We start from the raw sequence: 12,706 nt of genomic DNA, 5'->3' as shown, positions 1-12,706 counted from the left end.
CGGCTAGCATGGAAGGAAGTTGAAGGAGGGGACATGATCAACCATCGTTGCGCGGTTCTCGGCAAGCCGATCGCACATTCGCTCTCACCGGTGCTTCATAATGCCGCCTATCGGGCATTGTGCTTGACTGACTGGCTCTACGACAAGCATGAAATCGGCGAAGAGGACCTTGACTCATTCCTCAAAAGCCTTGATCCTACATGGTCGGGGTTGAGCCTGACCATGCCGTTGAAGAAAACCATACAGCCGTATGGCGTTCCTGCGAATCTATGGGCCAAAGAGCTGAAAGTGGCCAATACCGCCATCTTCGACTGGTCCCGGATTACCGATGATCCCACTTGGCCGCATGGAAAGCCGAGCATCAAGTTGTATAACACGGATGTGATTGGCATTCAGCTGGCGTTCGATCATGCCAATCGTGAACTTGGTGCACATCATAAGCCCGACCATGCCGGCAGTGCATTGATCATCGGCAACGGCAACACAGCCACCTCGGCAATGGCGGCATGCTGCATGATGCCGGAGATAGGGCACGTGACGGTGGCGGCACGCCATCCCGGAAAGAACACCTCGTTCAAGCCATTGGCCGAGCGTTACATCAATACTCATACTCCATATAGTGAGATCAGTCTGTCTGATGTGTCTGCGCTATTGACGGCCGCCCACGACGCCACATACATCATCAACACCATTCCCGGCCATGCCGCGGATAGTGTTGCCGTTGAGCTGGGCAACATCGAATTCGATGAATCCCGCGGGCTCCTGCTGGACGTGGTATACGATCCCAGACCTACCAAGCTCATGGAAGCCTGGCGTGCCCGCGGCGGTGATGCCATCGGCGGCGAGGAAATGCTACTGTATCAGGCCTTGATCCAGGTATTGCTGATGACCGGCATCTGGGACGACGATCCGCCCAGTGATGCGGATAAACGTCTGCAGGACACCACCACCGAAGACGACCAGTTGGAAATCGCCATGCGCAATGCATTGGAGGAGGCCTTGTGATGAGCCAGCATGCAGTAGCGGCCAACAGTTCCATCATCAACGTTGCGCAGACCGACGGTGATCAGCCGAATCCGGCGGACGCATTTGAAGTATTACTGATTACCGGCATGTCCGGCGCTGGGCGATCCCGAGCTGCAGGCACCGTGGAGGATATGGGCTGGTATGTGGTCGATAATCTGCCGCCCAAATTGCTGGTACCGCTCGTGGACATGATGACCACTTCCGGTTCCGATAGCGGCATCCATAAGCTCGCAGCTGTCATCGATGTGCGTTCACGTAGCTACTTCGATGATCTGGCCGCCGTATTGAGCCATTTGGATGACCTTGGAGTCAAAACCCGCATCCTGTTCCTCGATGCCAGCAATGACGTGCTCATCAAGCGTTATGAATCCGTTCGTCGCCCGCATCCTCTGCAGCATGGCAACCGTCTTATCGACGGTATTCTGGAGGAACGCCACCTGCTGAGCAATCTGAAGGAGCGTGCCGACTGGGTCATCGATACCAGTAGGCTCAGTATCCATCAGCTATCCACCAAGCTCTATGAGACGATGCTGGGTTCCGGCCCGACTACCGTGGCCGTGCACATCTTCAGCTTCGGATTCAAATACGGCACCCCCATCGATGCCGATTTCGTCGCCGATGTACGATTCCTGCCCAATCCGTTCTGGGTGCCAAGTCTGCGGGAACTCACCGGTCATGACAAACCGGTCGCCGACTATGTGCTTTCCAGCAAGGGGGCCACAGAATTCCTTGACGCCTATGAGAAGGCCATCGAGACCGCATTGGAAGGCTATGCGCGCGAGGATAAGCATTTCGTGACCATTGCCATCGGATGCACCGGTGGCCAACACCGTTCGGTCGCCATGAGCGAGGAACTCGCTCGCAGATTACGCGCTCATGGGCTGAAAGTCACTGTTTCCGCAAGGGAGCAGCACAAACATCACTCATCCTGAATGACCACACTACGAGAAAGCGTTGCCCGAAAAGCGTATCGAACGGGTTCGCTTGTCCACGAGATTAGGTATCACAGTAAGCCGATGGCTTCCGGCGTGCAACGGCACGAAGCGGCTGAAGCATTGGGAAGAACGAGACTGTAGGAGGTTGGATCTTGGCTCTTCTGGACGACGTCAAAAGCGAATTGGCAGCTTTTGAAGGTGATTCGCCAGCCGCGATCAAGGCCCAGGCGGCGACCATGATTCGTTTCGGCGGTGGACTTCACCGCGTGCAGAACGCATATGTGATTCGATCCATATACACCTCGCTTGAAGCGGCGGAATGGCTGCGCGATACGTTGAGGAACGTGTTCGGGCATGAGGCTGAAATCAAGCACCAGACTCGTCAGACCCAGAACGGACCTGTCGAAACCTACATCGTGCTGGTGACCCGCAACGTTGTGGCACTCGCATTGCAGACCGGTTTGGTCGACCGTCGCAAGCAGCAGGTTCATGGTCTGCCCGCCGAAGTGGTCAATGGTTCCATTGCCCAGATCAAAGCCGCTTGGCGCGGAGCATTCATGGCTCGTGGCATGCTCTCCGAACCCGGCAAGGCAAGTTTCCTGGACATTGCATGTCCTTCCGAAGAGGCCGCAATGGCGCTGTGCGGCATGGCTCGTCGTCTGGGCTTCCAGGCCAAGCATCGCACGACGCGCACTTCGGAGCGCGTGACGTTGAAGGATCCCGATGCCATTGAGCGCATGCTGAAATCCATGGGGGCCTCTCGTTCGGTTCGCGAATGGACCGGCAAACGTTCGGATGGCGAAACCCGCGGCAAGGCCAATCGTCTCGCGAACTTCGATGACGCGAATATGCGCCGTAGCGCCAAAGCGGCAGCCGAGGCCAGCGAAAAAGTGCAGCGCGCATTCGAAATCCTTGGCGATAACATCCCTGAAAATCTGCGTCAGGCAGGCCAGCTGCGTATCGACCACGTGGACAAGAGTCTGGAGGAGCTTGGCAAGATCGCGGAACCGCAGATCACCAAGGATGCCATCGCAGGCCGCATCCGCCGTCTGCTGCAGCTGGCCGAGAAAACCGAAAAGGCACGTGCCGCGGAAGGAAAGTAAGACCTTCTACTCGTGTATCACGAATTCACAACACCGCATTCGCCCTGTGAGGCAATGCGGTGTTTTGTTCTTCAATGCCTGTAATATGCGAATTGGCAAAACTGGCCACTTTGGCGTCGAACGTCAAGGAAAGGATATTCATGAAGACACTCAAGGATCTTGGAGATCTCAAGGGCAAGCGCGTTCTGATGCGTGCTGATTTCAACGTCCCGCTGGACGGCACTACGATCACCGATGACGGTCGTATCAAGGCCGCCCTGCCGACCATCAAGGCTCTGCGCGAGGAAGGCGCAAAGGTCATTCTGATGGCTCATCTCGGCCGTCCGAAGGGCAAGGTCGTTCCTGAGCTGAGCCTGGCCCCGGTTGCCGCTCGTCTCGGCGAACTGCTCGGCATCACTGTGCCGCTGGCCAAGGACACCTACGGCGAGGATGCCCAGGCTAAGGTTGCCGCCATGAACGACGGTGATGTTGTGCTGCTCGAGAACGTTCGCTTCAACCCGGAGGAGACCAGCAAGGATCCGGCTGTGCGCGCTCCGTACGCCAAGAAGATCGCCGCCCTCGGCGAGGTCTTCGTCTCCGATGGCTTCGGTGTTGTGCACCGCGCTCAGGGTTCCGATTATGATGTGGCCGCCGATCTGCCGGCTGCCGCCGGCCTGCTGGTCGAGAAGGAAGTCAAGGCTCTGTCCAAGGCCACCGAGAACCCGGAGCGTCCGTTCACCGTGGTGCTCGGCGGTTCCAAGGTCTCCGACAAGCTCGGTGTGATCGAGAACCTGCTTGACAAGGCCAATCGTCTGGTCATCGGCGGTGGCATGGTGTTCACCTTCCTCAAGGCCAAGGGCTACGAAGTCGGCACCTCCCTGCTCGAAGAGGATCAGCTCGACAAGGTCAAGGGCTACATCGAGACTGCCGAGAAGAACGGCGTTGAGCTCGTGCTGCCGACCGATATCGTCGTGAACCCCGGCTTCCCGGCTGGCGATACCCCGGTCGCTCCGGAGGTCGTTGCCGCTGACGCCATCCCGGCCGACAAGATGGGCCTGGACATCGGTCCGGAGTCCCAGAAGCTCTTCCACGACAAGATCGTCGATTCCAAGACCGTCGTGTGGAACGGTCCGATGGGTGTGTTCGAGATTCCGGAGTTCGCAGCCGGCACCAAGGCTGTGGCTCAGGGCCTCGTGGACGCCACCGCAGCCGGTGCATTCACCATCGTTGGCGGTGGTGACTCCGCTTCCGCAGTGCGCAACCTCGGCTTCCCGGAGGACGGTTTCTCCCACATCTCCACCGGTGGCGGCGCTTCCCTCGAATTCCTTGAGGGCAAGGAGCTGCCGGGCCTGAAGGTTCTGGAGTAGTTAGCCGTTTTTGGTTGGAATAGGCTCCCCTCGCCATAGGGGAGCCTATTATGCTTTAGAGCATGCTTGAGGGGGAAAGGACAAGGATGGCATCGCGACGTATTCCGCTGGTGGCCGGCAACTGGAAGATGAACTTCAATCACTTGGAGGCCACTTACTTCGTGCAGAAGCTGGTATGGCTGCTTCGTGACGCGCATTTCGACTTCAGGCGCTGCGAAGTCGCGCTTTTCCCATCCTTCACATCCCTGCGCAGCGTACAGGTGCTTGTCGAAGCGGACAAACTGCACATTAACTATGGTGCGCAATCGGTGTCCGTGACCACGCAGGGAGCGTTCACCGGCGATGTCTCCGCCGATATGTTGGCGGCTCTGGGATGCAAATACGTCATCGTCGGACATTCGGAACGCCGCAAGTATCATCCTGAAGACGATGCCAACATCGTCGACCAGGTCCGTGCCGTATTGGCCGCTGGCATGCAGCCGATCCTGTGCGTGGGGGAAAGCTTCGAGGAACGCCGCCAAGGCATCGAGCTGGATTTCGCCGTGGGGCAAGTTCATGATGTCACCCGAGATCTGAACACCGAAGAAGCCGCGAAGCTGATTGTGGCTTATGAACCGGTATGGGCCATCGGCACCGGTATGGTTGCCACCCCGCAGACCGCTCAGGAGGCGGCCAATGCCATCCGCGATGATTTGAAAGCCACATTCAACCCGTCCGTGGCTGATACCGTCCGCATCCTCTATGGCGGATCGGTTACGTCAAAGAATGCTGCAGAGCTGATCTCTCAGCCCGATGTGGATGGGTTCCTCATCGGAGGCGCGTCACTGGATGCTCAGGAACTGACCAAAATCGCACGTTTGGCATTGAAAATCACAAAATCCCGGTCATAATGCCATAGTTTTCCCACATGTGCGCTATGCTATTCAACAGTAATTTGGACTCGGAGGTACCCTGTGACCGCTCTTAAGATCACGCTCGAAGTTGTTGTCGTCGTGCTCAGCTGCTTGCTGACCCTGCTCATCCTCATGCACAAGGGCAAGGGCGGCGGCTTGTCCGATATGTTCGGTGGCGGTCTGACCCAAAACGCTGGCACCTCCGGTGTGGCAGAGAAGAACCTGAACCGCTGGACCGTCATCATCGCCCTCATCTGGGTGGCCTTGATTATCGGCCTCGATATGATGACCAAGTTCAACTTGGGCTGATTATCCGTTTATGCTTCATACGACCCATGGCCGTCCGTTCGGTCATGGGTCGTATTCGTTTCACATATCCATAGCAGGATCACGTCATCACAGATGACGGAGGACTGCGACAGGAGGAGACAATATGGTTACGATGAACCGCAACAAAGTCGTTATCGTCGGCACCGGCCAGGTGGGTTCCACCGCCGCATACGCCATCGTCACGCATGGTCTATGCAACGAACTGGTGCTCATCGATCACTTCATGGAGAAAGCCATCGCCGAGGCCCACGATCTTGATGATGGCAGCGAATTCCAGGATCGTCATGTCAAAGTGCATGCTGGTGATTATGACGAGTGCAAAGACGCCGATATCGTTGTGATTACCGTAGGCCGCAAGCCGCCGGCAAACTCCACCAGAATGGCCGAGCTCGGCTTTACGGTGGGATTGGTCGGCGATGTGGTCGATCATGTGATGGCTTCCGGATTCAACGGCGTCATCGTCATGGTTTCCAATCCGGTCGACGTCATGGCCTGGTATGCCTGGAAACGCTCCGGATTGCCACGCACACAGGTGCTGGGCACCGGCACCGCACTCGATACCTCCCGTCTGAAGACCATCATTGGCGAGGAGACCGGCTTGGATCCGCGCAATGTGGGCGGCTTCGTCATGGGCGAGCATGGCAACTCCCAATTCACCGCATGGTCCACCGTATCGCTCGGCGGCAAGCCGTTCAGCCGATTCCTCGCCGACAATCAGGATCGATTCTCCTCCGTATCCACGGCGGAGATCGAAGAGAAGACCCGCACGCGCGGTAACGAAATCGTGGCCGCCAAGCATGGCACGAACTACGGCATCGCATCCACTGTGGCCGGTATTGTGCAGACGATTCTGTGGGATGAACGCCGAATCGTGCCGGTCTCCACCCTGTTGGACGGCGAATACGGCGAGCGTGACGTCTTCCTCGGCGTTCCCACCGAATTGCGTGCCAATGGCGCGAATGAAATCGTGGAACTGGATCTTAACGATGACGAGCGTGAGAAGCTCCATCATTCTGCCGAGCTCGTGCGTGAACATTGCGAGGGGCTGCTGTGACCGATACGCCAACCAACAAGCCGAAACTGCTGGTCGCTGATCTTGATGGCACGCTGCTGCATGACGCTGCAGTGTTCGAAAACCGCTCCATCACGCAGCGCAGCATCAAGGTCATTGAACAGGCGCATGAAGCCGGTTACCAGTTCGCCATCGCAACCGCGCGCCCGGTGAGCACTGGACTGAGGTTCGCTCAAATGCTTCCCGTGGATGCCGTAATATACCTCAACGGCGCGCTGATTGATTTCGATCCGGCTCACTCCGATTTCAAATCCTTGACTTCCGCGTCCGCCGACGATAACCCCAATCTAGTCAAAGTCGGGTTTCCATCCCAGCGAGCCTGTGAAGTGTGTCTCCAGCTGCTGCAGGCGATGCCGGGACTGCAATTGGGCATTGTGATGAACGATGTCAGATACACCAATTTCGATGTCCGGAAGTATTGGAAGACCCAGGCGTTCCAATACACGAATTTCCAGATTGAGCCCAACGGCAACGTGCCGCAGGGCACGGCCGACAAAATAACAATCTTCCCGGAACAAGACCAGTGGGAGGCTTTGCGACCATTGGTTCCTGATGATTTCAGCATATCCATTTCAGAGGGTGTGATGTGGATGCTGATGAATCCGCAGGCAAGCAAGGAACATGCGTTCAGCATGCTCTGTGAACGATTAGGCGTACCAGTTGAAGATACCGTCGCATTCGGCGATGATCTGATCGATATCAATATGATGCGTGCCGCAGGCAGGGGAGTGGCCGTGGCCAACGCGAATCCACAGGTGCTCGAAATCGCAGACGAAGTCTGCCCCGCAAACAATGATGATGGCGTCGCCCAATGGATTGAGGCACGTCTACAGTAGGGAATCATGAAGAAGAATATGTTGGAGGGCCGCGCTTACGGCGCGTTAGTGGGACTCGCCATTGGTGATGCCTTGGGCATGCCCACACAAAGTATGTCGTCTGACCAGATCCGTGCGGAATATGGTTTCAAGCCTATTCGGACTTTTGTGGATGCTTCTCCCGAGCAGCCTATAGCTCCGGGCATGAGAGCAGGTTCCATCACCGATGATACCGAGCAGGCGCTTGTTCTGGCGAACCAGCTGATTGCCGGTGAAGGAGAACTGGACATCCACCAGTACGCACAATCGTTGCTCAACTGGGAGGATGACATGAAGGCCAAAGGCTCGCTTGACCTGCTGGGGCCTTCCACCAAATACGCGCTGGAGCAATTCAAAGCCGGTATGGACGTGAATCTTACAGGTATTCACGGCACCACCAATGGAGGTGCGATGCGAGCATGCCCCATCGGCATCGCCAATAGGCCGGACACCCATTTGGCGGATATCGCACGCCGTTCCTCCATCGTGACCCATAACACCACGCAAGGCATTGAATCCACCATGCTTATTGCGGCAACCGTGAGTTATGGTTTGGAAGGAACCGACGCCGGCGAAGCCATGATGATGGCTTTGAACTATGTCACCGCCTATCTTGCCATGAACCGTTTCGAAGGTATGGAAGTGGGGCACTGGTCGCCTAAGGCTTCAGTGCTCGCCCGCACCCGCTGGGCCATCAGCTGGGCTCGAGAGCATGCCGATTCGCAGTCCGGTGATATCTATGACCATGACATGTTCGGCGATCAGCTGCGTGCACTCGTTGGCACCAGTGTGGAAGCCAACGAATCGGTGCCTGCCGCATTTGCCATTGCCACCCGCTACTCCGAACGGCCATACGACGCCTTATGCGTGGCGGCGAATATCGGAGGCGATACCGATACCATCGGCGCAATGGTTGGCGCCATACTTGGTGCATCTCATGGAGTGGAAGCTTTCCCTGAAGAGATGGTTCGCCTGGTTCAAGAGACCAATCACATCGATTTACGCCATGTAGCCAATGAATTGCTGGCCATTTCCAGGAGCGGCGAACAATGAGCAAGGTCATTTCGTTAGGACAGATGCTGGTCGATCTGACCATGCGAATCGATCGTGTTCCCGAACCGGGCGGCGATGCCTTCGCCGACGAAGCCGTGGCACGAGTGGGCTCCAGCTTCAACATCCTGCATGCTGTTCGGCAGATGGGGGTCTCTGCAGCTCACGGGGGTATCATCGGCACCGGTCCATGGGCCACGCAGATTCGTGAAGCTCTGGCCACCGATGGCATCGAACACATCGGCCTGACGGATTTCTCCCGTGATTCCGGAATATGTATGGCCATGACCGATGCCCGCGCCGAACGTACATTCGTCACCGTGCGCGGTGCGGAAACGCAGGGCGATGAGCATTGCTTCGATGCGATCGCGCCTGAAGGAAGCGATATCGTACATATCAACGGCTATACATTCGCGCATCCAACGGCTCGTGGTCTGCTGGCTTTCCTCGAACGATGCCAATCCCACGATTTCACCACGGTGTTCGACCCATCCTCGGTCACCGCTGGGGCGGAAGACCGCTTATTGTCCGCAATCATCGCGCATCACCCCATTTGGTCATGCAATTACGAAGAGGCTCTTGCCCTGGCCCGTAGACTGGGTATTGCCGGCGCCATGCTGGACGATACCGGCAATACATGCGCAGCATTAAGCACTGCGGTCGAGGCTCCCGTTATTCTGCGCGCCGGCTCCTCTGGCGCATGGCTGTGCGAGAAGCCAGGTCGCAGCGCTGAGCTTATCGCTTCGCACCATGTACATGCCGTGGATACCAATGGTGCCGGTGATTGCCATGTGGGAGTGATGAGTGCCGAATTGATTCGGGGTGCATCACTTCACGACGCAGTGCGGATGGCCAATATCGCTGCCGCGATTTCCGTGACGCGGCGGGGTCCCGCAACCTGTCCATCACGAGGCGAGCTGGCAGCGCTTGTTCCAGAGTTTCAGTGAAAAACCGCTTGACGTCATGGAGTAAGTTTGCATGGTATTTCATTATGCAATTATTACGACATGTAAATTGAACTCGAATTGAACTAGGTGTAGTCTTTGAACCGTTGTTCAACATGAAATTGAACTTCTGTTTGGAGGGACTATGACCGTCACGGTATTCGCCCAGCGTTTGCACAGCGCCATGGACAGCAGGGGATTGAAGCAGATCGATTTGGTGCATGCGGCGGAACACCGTGGCGTCAAAATGGGTAAAAGTCATATCAGTCAATACGTGGCCGGCAAAACCATGCCGCGTGAGGATGTGCTTGATTTTCTGGCTAACGAGCTGGACGTGGATGTGAACTGGTTGCGCGGCGAATCCAGCGACCATAACGCGGATTCGATGCCCGACACCATGGACTCTCAAACCCCGTCCGATACAGGCAGCACATCGGTTCCAATGGAGTCCCATCCGGAACGTGGCAAGGATATGAGCCTTGACGTCGAAATCCCGGTTGGTCGCCGCCGCGCCTTCGGCAAGTCTCACAAACTCGACAATGTGCTATACGACGTGCGAGGGCCGGTGGTCGATGAAGCGGCTCGTATGGAGGCGGACGGCACGCACATCCTGAAATTGAACATCGGCAATCCCGCTCCATTCGGCTTCCGCACACCGGACGAAGTCGTATACGATATGGCCCATCAGTTGACCGATACGGAAGGCTATTCGCCTTCCAAGGGCCTGTTCTCCGCACGTAAGGCCATTATGCAGTATGCGCAGCTGAAGAATCTGCCGAACGTGACCATCGATGATATTTATACTGGCAATGGTGTGAGCGAGCTCATCAACCTCTGTATGTCGGCCTTGCTGGATGATGGCGACGAGGTACTGATCCCCAGCCCGGATTACCCACTATGGACCGCCTGCGTGAATCTGGCCGGCGGTACTGCGGTGCATTACGTGTGCGACGAGCAGTCGGAGTGGTATCCGGACATCGATGATATTCGTTCCAAGATCACCGATCGCACAGTGGCCATCGTACTTATCAACCCGAATAATCCGACGGGCGCACTGTATCCCAAGGAAGTGCTGCAACAGATCGTGGATATCGCACGTGAGCATCAGCTCATCATCTTCTCCGATGAAATCTACGATCGTTTGGTCATGGACGGGTTGAAGCATACGTCCATCGCATCGCTTGCGCCTGATCTGTTCTGCGTCACGTTCTCCGGTCTGTCGAAGTCCCATATGATCGCGGGCTATCGTGTTGGCTGGATGGTGCTTTCCGGCAATAAGCGCATCGCCAAGGACTATATCGAGGGCATCAACATGCTGGCGAACATGCGTATCTGCTCGAACGTGCCGGCGCAGTCCATTGTACAGACGGCATTGGGTGGCCATCAGAGTGTGAATGACTACATCGTGCCAGGTGGCCGACTCTACGAACAGCGCGAGTACATCTACAATGCCATCAACAGCATCCCTGGTCTGACTGCGGTCAAACCCAAGGCGGCGTTCTACATCTTCCCGAAAATCGATGTGAAGAAGTTCAATATTCATGATGATGAGCAGTTCGCCCTTGATCTGCTTCATGATGAGCGTATTCTGATCACGCGTGGCGGCGGCTTCAACTGGGGAGAGCCGGATCACTTCCGTATCGTGTATCTGCCGCGCATCGAAGTGCTCAAGGATGCCACCAACAAAATCGCCAACTTCTTCAGTTACTATTGGCAAAACTGAGCTTATAGACCACTAGAGAAACTAATGTGAGCGTATAACGCCTCGAAATAAAAAAGACCAGCTCCTATGCAGTGATGGGGTTGAGGGATGCGATGCCTGACACACTCAAGGCCGTTCGGCCAAGCTTACGGTCCGGCATCGCATCCCTCAACCCCATCACTGCATCAATGCATATGACTAGTTAGCCCCACACTTCTTCCGCGATAGAACGGACCAGCGCGATCTTGGCCCATTGCTGCTCCTCGGTCAGATGGTTGCCTTCCTCGGTGGAGGCGAAACCGCACTGGGTGGACAGACACAGACGCTCCAGCGGCACGTACTGTGCGGCTTCGGCGATACGAGCCTTGATCACCTCCGGATCTTCAAGCTCCGGCTTCTTCGAGGTGATCAGGCCAAGCACCACCTTCTTGTCTCCGGATACCTTGGCCAATGGCTCGAAATCACCGGAGCGATCGTCATCGAACTCAAGGTAGTAGGCGGCGACGTTCTCTTCGCCGAACAGCACATCGGCAACCTGACCGTAGCCGCCTGCGGAGAACCACTGGGATTGGTAATTGCCGCGGCAGATATGCGTGGTGACGACCATGTCATCCGGTACGGCGGCAATCACGGCGTTGTTGACGGCGGCATACTGGCGCTGCACGGTCTTGGCATCGACGCCAAACACTGTGTCTTTGAAGTCTTCGGACACGAACGCACCCCAGGTACAATCATCGAATTGCAGCGTGCGGCAACCGGCAGCATACAAATCGTGAGCCACCTGAATGTAAGCATTGGCGATCGCTTCAGCCAACGCATCATTATCCCTATACGGATTAGTGGCCTCTTCGGCGATGCCTTGTTGCAGTACGAACAGCGTCTGTGCGGGGGAGGGCACAGTCTGCTTGGCAATGGTGTTCTCATCCTCCAATGCTTTAACGAACTTGTAGTGCTCGACAAATGGATGATTCTCACCATTGAGTTCGCCATCGACACCGGCAGCCTCGGTCACGGGCGTGCCATCGGAGCCTTTGAACAGAATGGGGGCGGTGCCACGTTTGACGCCGTTCAGTCCCCACATGAAGTCAAGGTGCCAGTAAGCGCGGCGGAACTCACCATCGGTGATCACATGCAGTCCAGCGGCCTTCTGCTTGTCGACCAGTTCGATGATGGCCTTGTCTTCCACTGCTTTCAGTGCAGCAGCATCAATACGTCCTGCTTCGAAATCAACGCGGGCCGCCTTCAGTTCGGCAGGACGAAGAAAGCTGCCGACCACGTCGGCACGGAACGGTGCATTATGCTGATACGCCATGGAATCACTCCTTAACGAGACATGGTTACTTCAGCCGACCTGCTGAAGTAACCATGATTGATACGGTTATGCCACATCATTTGTTCTGCCATGCAGTCATCGCATGGCAGAACAAACCATACGATGGGTACCTTATCAG

Annotated in this window: 12 protein-coding genes; 11 read left to right on the top strand and 1 reads right to left on the bottom strand. The window is 56.4% G+C overall.

The genetic code is table 11. The features are described 5' to 3' along the window. Window positions 1-33: 33 nt before the first annotated feature. The 11 genes from F7D08_RS05455 to F7D08_RS05405 all read left to right on the top strand — a co-directional run bounded on the left by F7D08_RS05455 (window position 34) and on the right by F7D08_RS05405 (window position 11,276). Entirely contained in the window at window positions 34-1,005 is a 972-nt protein-coding gene (locus F7D08_RS05455) for a shikimate dehydrogenase family protein (RefSeq protein WP_152209652.1), read from the top strand. Continuing rightward, window positions 1,005-1,958, top strand: coding sequence for an RNase adapter RapZ (gene rapZ / locus F7D08_RS05450; RefSeq protein WP_152209651.1), 954 nt, complete (start codon window positions 1,005-1,007; stop codon window positions 1,956-1,958). The genes F7D08_RS05455 and rapZ overlap by 1 nt, the downstream gene beginning before the upstream one ends. A 155-nt stretch (window positions 1,959-2,113) precedes the next feature. After that, complete coding sequence (gene whiA, locus F7D08_RS05445; protein ID WP_152209650.1) at window positions 2,114-3,064, top strand: DNA-binding protein WhiA; 951 nt, start codon at window positions 2,114-2,116, stop codon at window positions 3,062-3,064. Between the two features lie 140 nt (window positions 3,065-3,204). Continuing rightward, the gene (locus F7D08_RS05440) at window positions 3,205-4,410 is read left to right on the top strand and encodes a phosphoglycerate kinase (protein WP_100493997.1); all 1,206 of its coding nucleotides are present in this window, start codon (window positions 3,205-3,207) and stop codon (window positions 4,408-4,410) included. Between the two features lie 86 nt (window positions 4,411-4,496). Continuing rightward, window positions 4,497-5,300, top strand: coding sequence for a triose-phosphate isomerase (gene tpiA / locus F7D08_RS05435; RefSeq protein ID WP_152209649.1), 804 nt, complete (start codon window positions 4,497-4,499; stop codon window positions 5,298-5,300). Between the two features lie 63 nt (window positions 5,301-5,363). Continuing rightward, complete coding sequence (gene secG, locus F7D08_RS05430; RefSeq protein ID WP_152209648.1) at window positions 5,364-5,612, top strand: preprotein translocase subunit SecG; 249 nt, start codon at window positions 5,364-5,366, stop codon at window positions 5,610-5,612. Between the two features lie 124 nt (window positions 5,613-5,736). Beyond that, window positions 5,737-6,687, top strand: coding sequence for an L-lactate dehydrogenase (locus F7D08_RS05425; RefSeq protein WP_152209647.1), 951 nt, complete (start codon window positions 5,737-5,739; stop codon window positions 6,685-6,687). After that, window positions 6,684-7,541 (top strand): HAD family hydrolase, encoded by an 858-nt coding sequence (locus tag F7D08_RS05420; protein WP_152209646.1) that lies wholly within the window; start codon window positions 6,684-6,686, stop codon window positions 7,539-7,541. Before F7D08_RS05425 ends, F7D08_RS05420 begins: the two co-directional genes overlap by 4 nt. Window positions 7,542-7,547: 6 nt before the next feature. Further along, complete coding sequence (locus tag F7D08_RS05415) at window positions 7,548-8,612, top strand: ADP-ribosylglycohydrolase family protein (RefSeq protein ID WP_152209645.1); 1,065 nt, start codon at window positions 7,548-7,550, stop codon at window positions 8,610-8,612. Further along, the gene (locus F7D08_RS05410; RefSeq protein ID WP_152209644.1) at window positions 8,609-9,556 is read left to right on the top strand and encodes a PfkB family carbohydrate kinase; all 948 of its coding nucleotides are present in this window, start codon (window positions 8,609-8,611) and stop codon (window positions 9,554-9,556) included. Before F7D08_RS05415 ends, F7D08_RS05410 begins: the two co-directional genes overlap by 4 nt. 142 nt (window positions 9,557-9,698) lie before the next feature. After that, window positions 9,699-11,276, top strand: a complete 1,578-nt coding sequence (locus F7D08_RS05405) for an aminotransferase class I/II-fold pyridoxal phosphate-dependent enzyme (RefSeq protein WP_152209643.1) — start codon at window positions 9,699-9,701, stop codon at window positions 11,274-11,276. A 181-nt stretch (window positions 11,277-11,457) separates the two neighbouring features. On the opposite strand, the gene F7D08_RS05400 is transcribed toward F7D08_RS05405, so the two are convergent. Further along, window positions 11,458-12,567 carry a 5-methyltetrahydropteroyltriglutamate--homocysteine S-methyltransferase gene (locus F7D08_RS05400; protein WP_152209642.1) on the bottom strand — a complete coding sequence of 370 codons (1,110 nt, stop codon included), beginning with the start codon at window positions 12,565-12,567 and terminating at the stop codon, window positions 11,458-11,460. Window positions 12,568-12,706: the final 139 nt, after the last annotated feature.

Origin of the sequence: Bifidobacterium cebidarum (assembly GCF_009193305.1) — a bacterium.
GTDB lineage: Bacteria > Actinomycetota > Actinomycetes > Actinomycetales > Bifidobacteriaceae > Bifidobacterium > Bifidobacterium cebidarum.
Note: the sequence above shows the minus strand (reverse complement) of the source record. Positions and strands in the feature narration are given on the sequence as shown.